The organism is Variovorax sp. AC194, assembly GCF_979257995.1.
Map to the genome: position 1 here is coordinate 4,615,430 of NZ_OZ409823.1, position 16,592 is coordinate 4,632,021.

The 16,592-nt window shown below is 70.1% G+C and carries 11 protein-coding genes; 7 read left to right on the forward strand and 4 right to left on the reverse strand.

Translation table 11 applies throughout. From position 1 onward, the window contains the following. Positions 1–2: 2 nt before the first annotated feature. The 3 genes from ACZYRS_RS21990 to ACZYRS_RS22000 form a co-directional block, all read right to left on the reverse strand. Entirely contained in the window at positions 3–7,016 is a 7,014-nt protein-coding gene (locus tag ACZYRS_RS21990) for an autotransporter outer membrane beta-barrel domain-containing protein (protein ID WP_463420971.1), read from the reverse strand. A 377-nt stretch (positions 7,017–7,393) separates the two neighbouring features. Next, complete coding sequence (locus tag ACZYRS_RS21995; protein WP_463420972.1) at positions 7,394–8,131, reverse strand: response regulator transcription factor; 738 nt, start codon at positions 8,129–8,131, stop codon at positions 7,394–7,396. Next, the gene (locus ACZYRS_RS22000) at positions 8,131–10,296 is read right to left on the reverse strand and encodes a sensor histidine kinase (RefSeq protein ID WP_463420973.1); all 2,166 of its coding nucleotides are present in this window, start codon (positions 10,294–10,296) and stop codon (positions 8,131–8,133) included. The genes ACZYRS_RS21995 and ACZYRS_RS22000 overlap by 1 nt, the downstream gene beginning before the upstream one ends. A 185-nt stretch (positions 10,297–10,481) precedes the next feature. Here ACZYRS_RS22000 and ACZYRS_RS22005 point away from each other — a divergent pair, with 185 nt between their 5' ends. The 5 genes from ACZYRS_RS22005 to ACZYRS_RS22025 are packed head-to-tail and all read left to right on the forward strand — an operon-like array spanning position 10,482 to position 15,031. Further along, positions 10,482–11,486: a Bug family tripartite tricarboxylate transporter substrate binding protein gene (locus ACZYRS_RS22005; protein ID WP_198785983.1), complete on the forward strand. Its 1,005-nt coding sequence runs from the start codon at positions 10,482–10,484 to the stop codon at positions 11,484–11,486. Between the two features lie 26 nt (positions 11,487–11,512). Further along, positions 11,513–12,178: a response regulator gene (locus ACZYRS_RS22010; protein ID WP_463420974.1), complete on the forward strand. Its 666-nt coding sequence runs from the start codon at positions 11,513–11,515 to the stop codon at positions 12,176–12,178. Between the two features lie 9 nt (positions 12,179–12,187). Then, complete coding sequence (locus ACZYRS_RS22015) at positions 12,188–13,588, forward strand: sensor histidine kinase N-terminal domain-containing protein (protein ID WP_463420975.1); 1,401 nt, start codon at positions 12,188–12,190, stop codon at positions 13,586–13,588. A gap of 14 nt (positions 13,589–13,602) precedes the next feature. Further along, entirely contained in the window at positions 13,603–14,613 is a 1,011-nt protein-coding gene (locus tag ACZYRS_RS22020) for a Bug family tripartite tricarboxylate transporter substrate binding protein (RefSeq protein WP_463420976.1), read from the forward strand. 16 nt (positions 14,614–14,629) lie between these two features. Continuing rightward, positions 14,630–15,031 carry a DUF6194 family protein gene (locus ACZYRS_RS22025; protein ID WP_463420977.1) on the forward strand — a complete coding sequence of 134 codons (402 nt, stop codon included), beginning with the start codon at positions 14,630–14,632 and terminating at the stop codon, positions 15,029–15,031. Positions 15,032–15,040: 9 nt separating this feature from the next. On the opposite strand, the gene ACZYRS_RS22030 is transcribed toward ACZYRS_RS22025, so the two are convergent. Further along, positions 15,041–15,682 carry a hypothetical protein gene (locus ACZYRS_RS22030; RefSeq protein WP_463420978.1) on the reverse strand — a complete coding sequence of 214 codons (642 nt, stop codon included), beginning with the start codon at positions 15,680–15,682 and terminating at the stop codon, positions 15,041–15,043. A 192-nt stretch (positions 15,683–15,874) separates the two neighbouring features. Between ACZYRS_RS22030 and ACZYRS_RS22035 the strand changes: the two genes are divergently transcribed. Both ACZYRS_RS22035 and ACZYRS_RS22040 read left to right on the forward strand, forming a co-directional pair. Next, a complete protein-coding gene (locus ACZYRS_RS22035) occupies positions 15,875–16,132 on the forward strand; it encodes a hypothetical protein (protein WP_198785977.1) in 258 nt (85 codons plus the stop codon). Continuing rightward, positions 16,117–16,581 carry a hypothetical protein gene (locus ACZYRS_RS22040; RefSeq protein ID WP_463420979.1) on the forward strand — a complete coding sequence of 155 codons (465 nt, stop codon included), beginning with the start codon at positions 16,117–16,119 and terminating at the stop codon, positions 16,579–16,581. Before ACZYRS_RS22035 ends, ACZYRS_RS22040 begins: the two co-directional genes overlap by 16 nt. Positions 16,582–16,592 lie beyond the last annotated feature (11 nt).

The following is a 16,592-nucleotide window of genomic DNA, read 5'->3' on the forward strand; positions in this document are numbered from 1 at the left end:
CATCACCACGTCACGCGCACGCCCGCTGCTGCGTTGATGGAACTGCCCACGCGGGCATCGCCACTTGCGGCCCACTGCTTGCCCAGTTCGCCGTAGAGGCTCGTGCGCTGGCTCACCGACAACGTGAAGCCCGCGGCCAGTTCGGTGCTGGTGCCGCCGATCGGGGCCCCTACCGGCGTGATCGCCGCCAGGTTCACGAAGCGCGCGACGTCGTTGCCCTTGGCGCTGCGGTAGACGTTCACGCGCGCATAGGGCTGCAGCGTGCCGGCGCCGGTGGCGAAGCTGCCCTTGATGCGCACGCCCGCGCGGCCGGTCCAGCCGCCGTCGGCGTCCTGCTGCACGAGCGCGCCCGGGATGGACACGTCGTCCAGCCGCAGGCGCTGATGAATCAACTGCAGTTGCGGCTCCACGGACCAGCCGCCCGAGCCGATCGCGAAGCCCTTGCCCACCTCTATCGAGGCCAGAAGGCTGTTGCCCTTGCCCTCGACGCCTCCGCTCAGCAGCGGCTGCACGGTGTAGCGGTGGCGGCCGGCCTGCAGCACGGCGTCGGCATAGAAGCCGTCTTCGGTGGCATAGGTGCCGTACAGGCCCAGGTACTGGCTGCGCAGGTCGTTGCGCCCCGTTGCTGTGTTCAGGAGGCCGCTGCCCAGGCCGCTCACGCGGGTGTCTCCATCGAGCTGGCCCACGTAGATGCCGGCACGCCAATCCGGATTGGCCCACAGGTCGGTGCCAGCCTGCAGCCCGGTCAGGCGACCTTCGCTGTGCGGCGAGACAGTGCCGCCCTGGCGAATGTCCATGTCGGTGGAGATCAGCCGGCCCCAGGCGCGGCGGTAGCTGCCGTCGGTGCCGGAGGTGGCGCCTGCGCCGCCGCGCACATCGTCGTCGCCGATGCGCTGGCTGCGGCTTGCGAGCATGCCCAGGTTGCTCTGGCGCAGCTGGTTGGGCAGCGCCGCGAACAGCGAGGCTTCGGCGCGGTAGGTCGGAAGGCCTGTGCCGCCAGGATTGCCCGGTGCACCCGGCGTGTCCGGCCCGGCCTCGGTGCGCAGATACCAGTTCTCGCCGCCGCCGCCGGCGTCGCCCGCGTACAGCCGGTACTCGAAGGCACCGGCATCGACGTGGCCGCCCGCGAGCGCAAAAGCGTCCTTGGTGGTCTGCGCGGTGGTGGTCGCGCCGTTGCGTGCGCTGATGAGTTCGATGCCCGCGCCGCTGGTGCGCGCGCCCAGGCCGCCGAGGTTGGCGACCTGCACGCTGGTCTTGCCGCTGGCCGCGCCGCCGTCGATCACCAGCCGGTCCGACGGCCCCGCGCCAGCGTTGAGCACGGTGCCCAGCTTCAGCACACCGTTGTTGCCGACGTAGTTGCCGTTGACCGTCAACGTGGTGCCGGCCCCGGCGCCCGCCAGTGCCACGGTGCCGCTGTTGCTCAGGCCGGCCACTGTCTGGTTGAAGCCTGCGAGGTTCAGCGTGGCGCCGCTGGCCACCACGGCGCTGGAGGCCGCGCTGAAGGCGTTGGCCGCGCCGGCCTTGAGCGTCCCTGCCGCGACGCGCGTCTCACCGCTGTAGCTGGCCGTGCCCGCGAGCGTGAGCGTGCCTGCGCCGACCTTCACGAGCGAGCCGCCGGCACCGGTGATCGCGCCCGAGATCGTGCTGTCACCGCCCATCGCACCGGTGGTCAGCGCCTTCGCGCCGAGCACCACGTCGCCCGCGCCGCCGAGCGCACCGATGCTCGCGCCGGTGGTCGCCAGGTCGATGCGCACCTGACCGCCAGCCGCGTTGCTCACCGTGGCGCTCGCGGCATTCGCGCCGTCCTGCAGCCGCAAGGTGCCCTGGTTGGCGATGGCGAGCTTGCCCGCGTCGGCCTTGCCGCCGAACTGCAGCGCAGCGGCCGAAGCGATGCTCACTGCGCCCGTGCCCAGCGCGCCGCTGGTGTCGGTGGTGAGCGTGCCCGCATCGACCAGCGTGCCGCCGCTGTAGCTGTTGGCATTGGCCAGCGTCAATGTGCCGGTGCCGATCTTGCGCAGCTTGCCGGTGCCGCTCATCGCACCTGCGTAGGTGCCTGCGGTCGCGCCTTGATCGAACGCAACCTCGGCGTTGTTGACGATGGCGCCCTGCAGGCTGGTGGCGCTGCCCTGCAGCACGCCGCCCTTCACGGTGGTGCCGCCGGTGTAGGTGTTGGCACCGCCCAGGATCAGCCGGCCCGCGTCCTCCTTCGAGATGCCACCCGCGCCCGAGAGCGCCACATTCAGCGTGGCGGTCATGTTCGCGCCGGCAGCCGTGCCGTCGCCCACGCGAATCACCGAGTTGGCGTTGTTGACGACGATGCCGTCGCCGTTCACCACGTAACCATCGACCGCGAACTGCGCGCCCGCGATGCGCACCGCGCCTCCTGCGCCGTCCACGGTGACCGTGCCGCTCTTGCCACCGAACACCGCGAACTGGTCTTGCGCCCAGTTGGCGTTGAGCTTGCCGTCCATGTCGGTCCAGCCATCGCCCGGACTGCCCACGCGCCAGGTGCCGCTGCCGCCGGCCACCTGGCCGTCGTTGTATTTCTTGCTGTCGCCGCCGTCCCAGAAGTTCAGCGACAGGCCGGCGCGGTTGAGCAGGTTGACCTGCTGCGCGACCGAGGTCTGTAGCTGCAGATCGGCCACGGCGCCCGGTGCGGTGCCGATGTCCAGCCCGTTGTCGGTGAGCGTGCCGCCGTAGCTCATGAGGCGGTACAGCCCTGGCCCGAAGGTGCCGCCGGCCGACTGCGCGATGTTCAGCGTGCCGTCCAGCTGCAGGTTGCCGCCCACGTCGATCAAGTCGTTCAGCGCGCCGCCGGGCACGCCCGCCTGGCCGAGTTCGTAGTTCAGCGTGGAGCCGCCGGCCAGCGTGAGTGCGCCCACGGTCAGCGTGCCGGGGCTGTTGCCCGCGGCAAGGATGCCGCCCTTGTCGATGGTGACCGCGCCCGCGATGGTGCCGCTGCCCGCCAGCGTCGCGCCGCTCTGGATCTGCACGACGCCCGTGCCGGTGCCGCTGCCGCTCTTGTTGTTCACGCTCAGCGTGCCGGCGGACACCGTGGTGCCGCCCGTGTAGGTGTTGGCGCCCGTCAACGTGAGCGTGCCGCCGCCCACCTTGACGACCGAGCCGCCGGCGCCGCTGACGGTGCCCGACAAGGCGTTGTCGCCGCCGCCGCCGCCGAGCGTGAGCGCCTTGGCCCCGAGCACGACGTCGCCCGCACCGTCGAGCGCGCCGAAGCTCACGCCGGTGGTCGCCTGGTCGATGCGCACCTGGCCGCCGGCCTGGTTGATCACCGTGGCCTTGTCGGCCGAGGCGTTGCCGGCAAGGTCCAGCACGCCGCCCGCGGCGTTGGTGAGGGTCGATGCACCGGCGCTCGCCTTGTCCTGCAAGCGCACCGTGCCCTGGTTGGCGATGGCGGTGGTGCCGGCATCGAATGCGCCCCCCAGTTGCAGCGTGGCGCCCGTGGCCACGCTTGCCGCGCCGCTGCCCAGCGCACCGGTCACGTCGGTGGCCAGCGTGCCCGCATCGACGAAGGTGCCGCCCGCATGGCTGTTGGTGCTGCCCAGCATCAGCGTGCCGCTGCCGATCTTGCGCAAGCGACCGGTGCCGCTCATCGTGCCCGCGTAGGTGCCCGCGGTCTTGTCCTGGTCGAACGCGACCTCGGCGTTGTTGACGATGGCGCCCTGCAGGCTGGTGGCGCTGCCCTGCAGCACGCCGGCCTTCACGGTGGTGCCGCCGGTGTAGGTATTCGTGCCGCCGAGGATCAACCGGCCCACGTCTTCCTTCACGAGGCCGCCGGTGCCGATGAGCGCGACATTCAGGGTCGCACTGCGCGTGGTGTCGGTGCCCGAGCCATCGCCCACGCGCACCACCGTGCCCGAAGCGCCGAGCTCGATCGCATCGCCCTGCACCGCATAGCCGTCGGCCGCGAACTGCGCGCCGGTGATGCGCACCGTGCCGCCCGCGCCGTCGACCGTGACGGTGCCGCCCGTGCCCGCGAACACCGCGAACTGGTCCTGCGCCCAGGTCGCATTGACCTTGCCGTCGGCGCCGGTCCAGCCGTCGCCCGGCACGCCGACGCGCCAGGTGCCCGAGCCACCGGCGATCTTGCCGTCGTTGTATTTGCCGGCGTCGCCGCCGTCCCAGAAGTTCAGCGCGAGACCCGCGCGATTGACCAGGTTGACCTGCTGCGCCACCGCGGTCTGCACTTGCAGGTTCTTCGCGGCCGTGGGTGCGCTGCCGATCTCCAGGCCGTTGTCGGTGAGCGTGCCGGTGTAGTCGATCAGACGGTAGACGCCCGCGCCGAACACGCCGCCCTTGGACTGCGCCACATTGAGCGTGCCGTCCAGCTGCAGGTTGCCGTTGACCCTGACCAGATCGTTGAGCGCGCCGCCGGCGACGTTGGCCTGGCCCAGGTCGTAGTCGAGCACCGCGCCGTCGGCGAGGTTCAGGCTGCCCGTCGTGAGGGTGCCGGCGCCGCTGTTGCCGGCCGACAGGATGCCGCCCTTGGCGATCGTCACCGCACCGGCCAGCGTGCCGGTGCCGGCAAGCGCCGCGCCGCCCTGGACCTGCACCGCACCGCTGCCGGTCGCGCTGCCGCTCGCGTTGTTCGCGGCGAGCGTGCCGGCCGCCACCGTGGTGCCGCCGGTGTAGGTGTTCGCGCCGGTGAGCGTCAGCGTGCCGCTGCCGGTGTACGAGAGGGGGCCGGTGCCCGAGATGACGCCGCCGAGCCCGATGTTGTTCGCCCCGCCGATGTCCAGGCCCGCGTTGAGCAACAGCCTGTTGCTCAGGTTCACATTCGCGCTCGCGTCGAGCGCGGCGTTGCCGTTCACCGTCAGCGTGCTCAGGCCCAGCGAGGTGTTGGTCCCCACGCGCAGCGCACCGCCCTGCAGATCCACGCCGCCCGAGAAGGTGTTGGCGCCGCCCAGCGTGAGACGGCCCGTGCCGCTCTTCCTGACGATGCCCAGGCCGGTGAGGGTGCCGTTGAGCGCAAGGTCGTTGCTGCCGCCCGCCGCGAGCGTGGCGTTGAGGCGGAAGTCGTTGCCAAGGCTCACCGACTTGTTCGAAGCGAGCGAACTCGCGCCGCTGACCGTGACGCCGCTGCCGCCCAGCGCGGTGTCGTTGCCCACGGTGAGCGCGCCGCCGCCGATGTTGAAGCCGCCGGTGAAGGTATTGGCGCCGTTGAGCGTGACGCCCGGCGCACCGGCCAGGCTGATGCCGCCCGCGCCGCTGATCACGCCGTCGAGCGTGAGCGCGCCGCCGCTGCTGCCCGCGCCGAAGTTCAGGGTGCTGTTGAGCACCACGTTGTTGGCGAGCACCACCCCGGCCGCGCCGGTCAGCACGGAGGCGCCGTTGATGGTGAGGTCGCCGGTGCCGAGCGCCGTGTTGCTGCCCACGTCCAGCCTGCCGCCGCCCAGCGTCGTGCCGCCGCCATAGGTGTTGCTGGCGGCCAGTGCGAGGTTGCTGCCGTTCACCGTCAGGCTGCCAGCCCCCGAGATGAGATTGCCCAAGGTCAGCGTGCCTGTCCCGTCGAGCGTCAGCGCGCCGTTGAGCTGCACCTGGTTGTTGAGCGTGCCGGTGAAGGTGGTGTAGAGATCGGCATTGCCGCTGACCAGGAACAGGCCCGAGCCGAGCGCACTCGCGTTGCCCAGCGTCACGCCGCCGCCGTTGAGCGCAAAGCCACCGCTGAAGTTGTTGATGCCGTTCAGCGTGAGCGTGCCGGTGCCGGTCTTGGTGATGCCGCCGCCGCCGCTGACGGTGCCGCCCAGCGTGAAACCGTTGTCGCCCAGCACGGTCAGGCCGCCCGTGAGATTCACGTTCTGGGCCAGCGTGATGCCGCCCACCGAGGCCTGCATCGCGCCGCCGTTGCCCGTCAGCGTGCCGGCGCCGAAGGCGCCCGCGTCGTCGAAGATCGTGAGGCCGCCGTTGAGCAGAGTGCTGCCGCTGACCACCGCGCCGTTCAGGGTCCAGGTGCCGCTGTCGACCTGGAGGTTCTCGAAGTTCAGGTACTGCGCGGCCTTGATCCCGCCCGTGCCGGCAGTGCCCGAACCGGGGCCGCCCACCCTGTTGCGCAGCACCAGCATGTCGGTGCCGCCGAGGCCCGCATCGACCGTGCCGCCGGCCGCGAAGTTCAGGCTGCCGCCCGAGGGCGTCGCCACCGCGATGGCCGGTGCCGACCCGCCGGTGATGCTCGAGCCTGTGACCGCGAAGAAGGTGTCGTCGCGCTCCCCGGTGCCGAGCGAAACGCTGCCGTCGATCGTGCCCGCGTTGGTGAAGGTGTGGCCGCCGCTGGCCGCGCTCTCGAACGCGATGCGGCCGGTGATCGTGCCGGTGGCGTCGTTCAGCATGCTGACTTGGCCGCCGCCATAGACGGCGACCACGGCCGCATCGGCCGCGGCCAGAGTCGCGCCGACGATGGCCCCCGTCGTCATCGTTCCCGTGTTGGTGATCGTTGTGATGCCGCCGGGGCCGTTGCGTACCGTGAGCGCCAGGCCGGCCAGGTCGACCGACGACTGCCTGGTGCCGCCTATCGTCGCGTTGTTGACGGCGACGATCGTGCTGTTGCCGGTGTTGCCCATCACGACGCCCGTGGACAGCTTCGTGGTGTTGCTGCCGAACAGCAGTGGATCGATCAGGCCGTTGTTCGTGAGCCTGACGCCGGAACCCGTCAGCGACACTGCGCTTCCACTGACGCCCAGCAACACGCCGAGGCTCGCCCCGGGGTTCATCACCAGGTTCAGGTTGTTGGCGCCGTTCGCATAGCCCGGCGCCAGCGGGTTGGCAGCGCCGTTGCAGGTCACGTCGCTGCCCGCAGTCGTGCAGATGGCCTGCGCCGGCAAGAAGCTGGTCGCAAAAAATGCAAGCGCCGTCAGCATGCCGACCTTCGTCAGCCCCACGAGACCTGCCGTGCGACCCGCGCGCCGACTGGTGCTTCGCTTGCCCCGCGCGCGCGTTGTTTCCGAGACGGCCACCCATGCACCGATCGCGGCGTTCCAGACGGTCTTGTAGGCGGTATTCATGGACGGTTCTCCTCCGTAGGCAGCGTGCAAAAAGCGCTGCGACAAAAAGCCAATTCAGCCGAGGACCAAGGGTCGAGGGCTGTCGTACTGCTGTTCATGGGGGTCTCCTCCCGCCATGCAATCGCGCGCGGCGCGCGGCATGTGCGGCATCACTGCGTTGCCGCTTCGAGCGAAATTCTCAAGCGCCACCCTCTCGTTTGCACCTTACTTTTTCTTGCAAACGGGCCCACGGTCACCTACGGAAAACCGTGGTTTTGCCGACGGCAAAGGAGCTTGGCAGGCGCGTGGTGACACGCGTTCCGGTGGTGCCGGCTGTGCTGCAGCCAGGCGAGCCGGATGCGCGGGCGCAGGCTCACCGGTCATTCGACCAGCGGCGCTCACCGCTCGATGCGCACGTTCCCCTGGAAGCTGTAGCCCTCGCCGCGCACCGCGACGATCGGCAGCTTCTCGCCACTGGCCTGCTCGGCCTTGCGACGCAGCCGCGAGACCGTGACGTCGAGGTTGCGTTCGTAGGCCTCAAGGCCCGGGCGCCCCATCGCCGCAAGCAGCGTGGCCCGGTCCACCACTTCACGCGGCTGCTGGATCAGGCACTGAACGAGCCGCGCTTCCGCGCTGGACATCTGCACGCGCTGGCCGGCAGGCGACAGCAGCAGCCAGGTGGCGCCGTGATAGCGCCAAGGCGCCTGCGCGGCGGGTTCCTCGGCTGCAACGGCACTAGGCTCGCGCGTGCCTTGCCCCTGCGCTTCCTGGCTGCGCTGCAGCAGGTTGTGCAGCACCATCTCGAGCTCGCGCAGGTTCACCGGCTTGACCAGGTAGTAGTCGGCGCCGAGGCCAAGGCCATGCAGCCGGTCGTTCGCCATGCCGCGCGCGGTCAGCATCACGATGCGCATGGCACTGCGCGATCGCAGACGGGCCAGCACGCTGAATCCGTCTTCGCCCGGCAGGTTGACGTCGCACACCACGGCATCGAAATCCTGTCGTACCAGTTCCGCGTCGAGCCCCTCGGCGCTCTCCAGTCCGCGGGCCAGCATGCCGACACCGCGCAGGTACCGCAGCAGCGTGTCGCGCAGGTCGTCGTCATCCTCGATGACCAGCACACGGGCCGGAGTGCTCATCATCTGCAGCCTCCCTGACCAAGCGCCACCGCGTTGCCGGCATCCCGGGTTTCCGGTCCCTCGGCACTTCCAAGAAGAGGCAGGGTCAGGGTCAGCACGGCGCCCTCGCCGGCTCCATTGGAGGCGACCACGCTTCCACCATGAACCGTGGCGACGCGGTGCACCATGTGCAGGCCCAGCCCGATGCCCGGAATCCGCCGGGTACCGGCCGCGCGGTAGAAGCGCTCGAAGACGTGCGACAGGTCATGCGGCATGAAGCCAGGGCCTTCGTCGCACACCTGGATGCACACGTCCGGCACCGTGTCGCCTTCCGCAAGATCATTCGACCGGCCGCGCCGGATACCCGCGCCGACCAGAATCGGCGAATGCGGCGGCGCGTACTTGATGGCGTTGGTCAGCAGGTTGTCCAGGGCGATGTGCAACAGCGTCTCGTCCGCCAGCACGGGCAATTCGCGCGCATCGAGATGCAGCGAAATGCGCCCGCCACCGACGCCTTCGTTGTGCTCTTCGATCTTCTCGCGCAGGAACCCCGCGAGCTCGATCGGGACCATGCACAGGTTTTCGCTGGACGCATCGAGCCATTCGTCGGCCAGCAGGGTGTCCACCAGATCGCGCATGCGAAGGACGGTGCGGCTGATCTTCTCGGCCTCCTTCAGGACCTCCTCGCGAGCAAGGCCGAGCCGGTCGTCCGCAAGGATCTGCGCCGCGCCGCCGATCGTGCCGAGCGGCGTGCGGAACTCGTGCGACACCATGGCCAGCAGGCCGCGCTGCTCGCGCAGCGCCAGTGCGAGCTGGTCGTGCGTGCGCTGGTGCTGCGTGATCTCCTGGCGCAGATCGAGGGTGCGCTCGTTCACGCGCTGTGCCAGCCGCGCGCGATGCCGCAGGGACAGCGAGAGCGCCCGCCGCTCGCGATGGCGCACGCGCCAGCCCAGCGCGAAGAAGAAAGCCATGATGTGGAGGATGCTGCCGAGCGCATAGCTGTACTGGGTGGCCTGCGTGTAGGGCAGCCACTGCAGGTTCTTGGCGAAGTGCACCGCGCCCATCATGAGGTAGACGACATAGCCGACCAACCCCGGCCAGACATGGCTGTTCCGGCGCAGCGCAACGGCGCACATCGGCACGATGCAGGCCGCGAAGAGCAGCCACAGCAGGTTCAGCGGTCGCGCGACGTACCCGTACCCGCCGGCCAGGGCGATCGCGCAGGCCGCCAAGCAGACGAGCGTCATCACCTGGAACACGCGGTTCATGCGCGGGAACTGCCGCTCCATGTCCAGCAGCACCCTGGCGAATCCGAACGCGGCGGCCGTGTGCAGGCAGACCGAGAGGTTGTGCAGGCGAACGGCAGCCAGGGGATTGTTCTGCAGCCACAGGGACACCGGCAGGCCCTCCGAGCTCGCGAACACCATGGCGAGCGTGAGGAGGTAGCCGGCGTAGGCGACGAACCGGCGGTCGGGCAGCGCGATGCCCATCATCAGGCTGACCACCGCCATCAGCAGGACCATGCCGACGACAGCCGCGTCGGCGTAATCGAGCCGCTGCTGCACCTCGGCCAGTTCCCGCAGCGGCGAAACGCCGCCGACGAGGCTCAGCGTGCGGTCGCCCGCCAGTCGCACCCACACCCAGCGCGGCTCGGTATCGCGCAGTTCGGGCAGGCGCGTCGCCGCGATCGACCAGGGCAGCTCGCGCTGGGAGCCGGCCCGCATTCCGCCGAGCGCCCGGTGTGTGAATCCACCGCTCGCGCCGGCTTCTGCATCGGGCCACCACACGTCCAGGTAGTCGGCATACGGCGCGTTCAGCCGCAACCACCAGCCACCCTGGAGTGGGCGTGCCACCTGCTCGGGCGAAGCCTCGATACGGAAGCGCACCCACCAGGCACCGCGGTCGTAGCCGCCGTTGAAGGCGCCCTTGAGCGTCTGGAATTGCTGCGCGTAGGGCGGCGACGCCACCTGCTCACGCGTCAGCAGGCCGGTGGTGTCGTGGAAGGCCTGCGAGCGTCCCTCGAGGTTGCGCTCCAAGAGGCTCAATCCCGCATCGAGCTTCAGCGGCTCCACCTGTGCATGGCCCGGCATGGGCAGGCATGCCAGCAGGAACAGGGCGAGCCCCGCCATCGCGCGGATCGCAGCGAGCCGCAACCCGAAATTCGTCAAGCAGAGTGCGATGAACAAAGTTGCCGTCCGAGTCCTCGAAAGTGCCATCGCGGCGACGTCTGCGTCGCCGCTTCGCAACGGATTCTGGGGCGCGGCCGCGGAGTTTGCACCTTACTTTTTCTTTCATCCCGCACTGACAGCATTCCGACAGCCCCCGCCGGGCACCATGCGGCCTTCCCGACAAAAACCACGGAGACGCCTTCATGCACGCCAAGCCTTTTTCCCTGTCCTCCAGCCGCCGCCAGTGGCTGCAATCCGGCGGTGCCCTCGCCCTGGGCGGCCTTTTGCCCTCGCTGGCCTCGGCCCAGTCCGCATGGCCCAGCAAATCGGTGCGCTTCGTCGTGCCCTTCGCGCCGGGCGGCAGTTCGGAAATCGTCGCGCGCTCCACCGCCGCGGAGCTTTCGCGCACGCTCGGCCAGAGCGTCTTCGTGGACAACAAGCCCGGCGCGGCCGGCAACATCGCGATGAGCGAAGTGGCGCGCAGCACCGACCAGCACACGCTGATCCTCGGCCACATCGGCACGCTGGCCGTGAACCCGTACATCTTCGCCAAGCTGCCTTACGACCCGAACAAGGACTTCAAGCCCGTGAGCCTGCTGGCCAAGGTGCCCAGCCTCTACGTGGTGCACCCCGACGTGCCGGCGAAGAACCTCAAGGAATTCATCGCCTACGCCAAGTCCAAGCCGGGCAAGCTCAGCTACGGCTCCGCGGGCAACGGCAGCGCCGGCCACCTCGCCTTCGAGTACCTGAAGATGACCGCCGACGTGTTCATGCTGCACGTGCCCTACCGCGGCACCGGCCCGATGGTGACCGACCTGCTCTCGGGCCGGCTCGACGCCTCGGCCATCGGCGCGGCGGCGATCATTCCGTTCATCAAGGCCGGCAAGGTGCGCTGCATCGCGACCGGCTCGGCCAAGCGCCTGGCGCAGTTGCCCGACGTGCCGACCGTCGCGGAGCAAGGCTTCCCCGGCTTCGAGATGACGCAGTGGTACGGCATGCTCGCGCCGGCCAACATCGAGCCCGCGAACCTCGCCAAGCTCTCGGCCGAGACGATGAAGGCGGTGAAATCGCCCGACTCGATGCAGCGCTTGACGGCCGATGCGGCTGAGGCCGTCGGCGGCACGCCCGAGCAGTTCGCGCAGTTCATCGCGGCCGAGCAGACACGCTGGCAGAAGGTGATCGCAAGGGCAAACATCAAGCCTGATTGAGCGCCCGAGGCCCTAGCATCGGCGCCATGCGCATCCTGCTGGCCGAAGACGAACACACCCTGGGCACCTGGCTCTGCAAGGCGCTGGAGCATGCGGGCATCCAGGTCGAATGGGTGGACGACGGCCGGCTCGCGGACCGCGCGCTGCAGCAGCGCGACCACGATGCGCTGGTGCTCGACCTGGGCCTGCCCGGCATGGACGGCCACACGGTGCTGCAGCGGCTGCGCGAACGCGACCAGCGGCTGCCGGCGCTGATCCTCACGGCGCGCGATTCGGTCAACGAGCGCGTCGCCTCGCTCAACGCGGGCGCCGACGACTTTCTCGCCAAGCCCTTCGCGCTCGCCGAACTCGAAGCGCGGCTGCATGCGCTGGTGCGGCGCGCGCGGGGCGTGGAGCATCCGCGCCTGGCCTGCGGGCCGCTGGTGTACGACGGCGCGCGCCGGCAGTTCGTGCTCAATGGCGAGGCGCTCGCGCTCTCGCCGCGCGAGCACGCGGTGCTGCGCGTGCTGGTGCAGCGCAGCGGCGAGCCGCTCTCCAAGCAACAGATCGTGGAGCGGGTGTTCTCAGACGACGAAGAGGTGCACCCCGAGGCGGTCGAGGTGTTCGTCTATCGCCTGCGAAAGCGCCTCGATGGCACCGGCGTGCGCATCGTCACGCTGCGCGGTCTCGGCTATGTGCTGGAAGCCGACTGAGTGCGCGTGATGCGAAGCTTCCTGCGCCGCGCGAGCCTCTGGCAGCGGCTCGCGCTGTTGCTGTTCCCCGCCCTGCTGGTGGTGACCGGCCTCGAACTCTGGATGACGCGGCACGACGCGCTCGCCGCGGCCAACGCGGCCTACGACCGCTCGCTGCTGGGCGCGCTCAAGTCCATCGACGCCAACATCTCCACAGCTTCCGGCGGCCTCTCGGTCGAGCTGCCGTACACGATGTTCGAGTTCTTCGAGCTCACGGCGAGCGGCCAGGTGTTCTTTCGCGTGGCGACGTCCGACGGGCTGGTGGAGTTGGGCAGCGCCGACCTGCCCGCGCCACCCGCCGAACTGAAGATGGGCGTGCCGGCCTTCTACGACGCCACCTATTTCGGCGAGGCCGTGCGGCTCGCGGCGTACCGGCGCGACCTCGACCGCGCGCCGGCCGGCAGCACGGGGCGCAGCGTGCTGATCCAGGTCGGCGAAAGCACGCGCTCGCGGCAGGAATTCAGCGCGCGCTTCGTGCGCAGCGCCGCGCTGCGCGACGGGCTGGTGCTCGCGCTGCTGCTGTGCGGCACCGCCATCGCGCTCGCCGCGGCGCTGCGCCCGTTGTCGCGGCTCGCGCGCGACGTGCAGGCGCGCACGCCCGACGACCTCACGCGCATCCCCGAGGCCGACCTGCCCGCCGAAGTGCGCCCGCTGGTGGATGCGGTCAACCAGCAGATGTCGCGCACGCAAGACCTCGTGACGCAGCAGCGCCAGTTCCTGGACGACGCCTCGCACCAGCTGCGCACGCACCTCACCACGCTGCAGATGCAGGCCGACTACGCCCGACGCGAGGAAGACCCCGCGCAGGTGCGCGCCGCGCTCGATGCGCTCGGCACCGAGATCGGCCGCGCCACGCGCAGCGCGCAGCAGCTGCTTGCGCTGGGACGCAGCGACACGGTGGCGGTCGAGCCTGCCGAGTTCGACCTCGCGGCGCTTTTGCGCGAAGTGGCGGTGGACCTCCTGCCGCTCGCGCGCGCCAAGCGCATCGACCTGGGCATCCATGCGCCCACGCCGGAATTCCTCGCGGTCGCGGACCGGGGGCTGCTGCGCGAAGCGCTCGGCAACCTCGTGACGAACGCGATCACCTACACGCCCGCCGAAGGCACGATCACCCTCTTCGCCGCGGGCGATGCCGCGGGCTGGAGCCTCAACGTCGAGGACGACGGCCCCGGCCTCGGCGAAGAAGAGCGCTTCGCCTTGGGCCAACGCTTTCGCCGCGGCGCGCGCGCGGGCAAGGGCGGCTTCGGCCTCGGGCTGGCCATCGCGCGGTCGATCGCGCAACGGCACCGGGGCGAATTGCGGCTCGAGGCGCGCGAGGCCGGCGCGGGGCTGCATGCGATCATCTGGTGGCCCCGGCCGGCCGCCAGCTAGCGGCGCACAACGCCATGCAGATGCCCTCCTCCACCCGCCGCCATGCGCTCTGCGCGCTCTCCGCATTGCTCGTGCCCGGCATCTCCACGGCGCAGTCCGGCGACCCCTCGCTGGCCGCGGCCGACTGCGTGATCCCCGCCAAGGCCGGCGGCGGCTTCGCGCTCACCTGCACCCTCGCGCGCGATGCGCTGCAGGCGGTGCGCCCTTCGCGCCCGCCGCTCGGCCAGCGCTACCTGCCGGGCGGCATCGGCGCCGTGGCCTTCGACCGCATCGCCACCGGCCAACTGGGCGGCACGGGCACGCTGGTCGCGTTCTCCAGCGGCTCGCTGCTCAACCTCGCGCAGGGCCGCTTCGGCCCGCATCCTCCCTCGGCCGTGCGCTGGATCGCCACGCTCGGCACCGACTACGGCGTGATCGCCGTGCACCGCGACTCGCCCTACAAGCGCCTGCAGGACTTGGTCGCGGCCCTGCGGCAAGACCCTTCGCGCATGGCCTTCGGCGCGGGCGGCACGGTCGGCAGCCAGGACTGGGTGAAGGCCGCGCTGCTGGTGCGCGCCGCGGGCCGCGACCACAAGGCGATGCGCTTCGTCTCCTTCGAGGGCGGCGGCGATGCGCTGGGCGCGCTGCAGGGCAAGCACGTCGACGTGTTCCCCGGCGATGCGGCCGAGGCGCTGCAGGCCATCGCGGGCGGCGCGGCGGTGCGCCTGCTGGCGGTGCTGTCGGAGGCGCGGCTCGGCGGCGCGCTCACCGGCGTGCCGACCGCGCGCGAGCAAGGCGTGGACATCGTCTGGCCCACGGTGCGCGGCCTGTACCTGAGCGCGAACGTGCCCGACGCGGCCGCGCGCGACTGGACAGCCGCCTTCGCCGAAGCCACGGCCGCGCCGGGCTATGCGGCGCTGCGCGAGCGCCACAGCCTTTATCCTTTCGCGCTCACCGGTGCCGCGCTCGACGACTGGGTGCAGGCCCGCATCAAGACCTACCAGGCGCTCGCGGACGACCTCGGCCTGCGCCGCTGGAAGCCCTGAGCACACGAACATCGCCATGACCGAAGACGACATCACCCAGCACATCATCGACACGCTCGGCGGCGGCCATTTCCAGGTCGCCGACGACAACACCTTCTTCTTTCATGGCGCGGACAACAGGTTTCCGTTCGCGACCATCGTGACGAAAGACCACGCATCGGACAGCGCCTCGAAGCTGGACAGGCCCGGCGTGTTCCGTCTCAACATCGGCGTGGGCAAGGAGACGTTCCACGCGCTGTTCGGCGAGGCGCCGACAGGCACCGACTTCGCCGCGCTCGACACGCTGATGCCGCACCCGGTGTACGCGAAGATGCATTGGGTCAGCGTGATCAACCCGAGCGGCAAGACCTTCGAGACCGTGAAACCGCTGATCGCCGAAGCCCGCGGACTCGCGGCTGCGAGAGACAAGAACAAATAGGAGCCGCGCTCACGCCGACGAACGCGACAGCGTCGCCAGCTTCTTCTTCGCACTCTGCAAGAGCCCGACCCGCTCGACAGGCAACTGCGCCTTCGTGTCCCCGAGCTTGACGACCTCGAGCGCCGAGGGCTTCGGCATGAGCGCATCGCGCGGCGTGAGGCCGTTGAACCGCGCGTTCGAGATGACGTGCACCTTCAGGTGCCGGTGGATGTTCTTCGAGAGCTTCTGGCAGGCCGCCGCCATCGCGGCTTCGTCGGGCATCAGCTGGCCGTGCACGATGAGCAGCTCCAGCGTGCCGTCCTTGTCCTCGCCCAGGATATAGGCGCGCACGACCGACTCCTTGAACTTGCCGCGCAGCATCGCGCGCACCGGCTCGGCGGCGGCGAACGACTTCAGCGCGATGCTGCGCAGCTCGGCGTGAAAGAGGAACGCGCGGTCGATCGAGACGGTCTCGGCCTCCTCTGCCTTGGGCTTGTGGCGCTTCAGGATGCCGCTGCCGATCAAGTGCTCCAGCGTGCGCGCCACATCGTCGGGCGCGAGCTTCGTGCGCTGGGCCAGATCGCTGGAAGAAAACGGCTGGTCGGGCGCCGCGTAGGCGACCATCAAGAGCTTCTGCACCTCGGGGGCGAAGAGGAAATCTGCGGCACTCATTCTGTTGCGGTTCTCTGGAAATGGATTTGCATTATCGAAAGTCCGGGCACGGCGAAGCGGTCGGCTCCGCGACGCGGTTTTCTCCACGGCATTTTCGAGGCGGATTCCGTCATGGCGCATGGCGCAGGCCTACAGCGGCGCCGGGTTCCGGTCGGTATGAACGGCTGAACACGAACAGAAGGAGCTTCAGCCATGGGCCTCGAACAGACGATCGACAAGATCAAGCAAGTGGATGCCGCGCGCGCCGACTATCCCGGCGAGCACCTCATGGTGCTCGGTGCCGGCGTGTTGCTGCTGCTGGCTGCGGGCCGCAGCCGCTCGTTCCTCATGCGCATCGCCGCGGGCGCGGCCGGCGGCGCGCTCATCGGGCGGGCCGCGAGCGGCACCGGCGGCATCGCCAAACTCGCGGGCGCACTGCAGAGCGGAGGCCTGCCATGGCCGCGGCGCTGAGCACTCGCGCCGCACCGTCCAGCGGCGGTTCCGAACGGTACTGGGCGCCGTGCCTCGCCGTGGCGCTCGTTGCGATGTCGCTTTTCTACGTGACGTTGAAAGACCTCGTGCACGAGAGCGCGGCACGCGCGCCGACCCCGCCGCCGGCGGTGATGCCAGCCTACGTCGAGGCCACCGAATCGGCCGGGCGCCTTGCGTTGCCCGACCCGGTGACTTCCTCGTCCGTGCGGGCGGCCATGCCCGCGTACGTTCGCGCGCCGCTGACGAATGCGAACTTCGACGCGTCGTCGATGGCGCAGCCTGCCAAGGCCGCGCCCGCGGTCATCGAGGTGCACAAGTGCGTGATGCCCGAGGGCGATGCGGTTTATTCCGACGGGCCCTGCCCCGAAGGCTCGCGCGCGAGCACGCTGCGGCTGCCGCGCGATCTGAACGCGGGCGCAAGGCTCTGAACGGCTGAGGC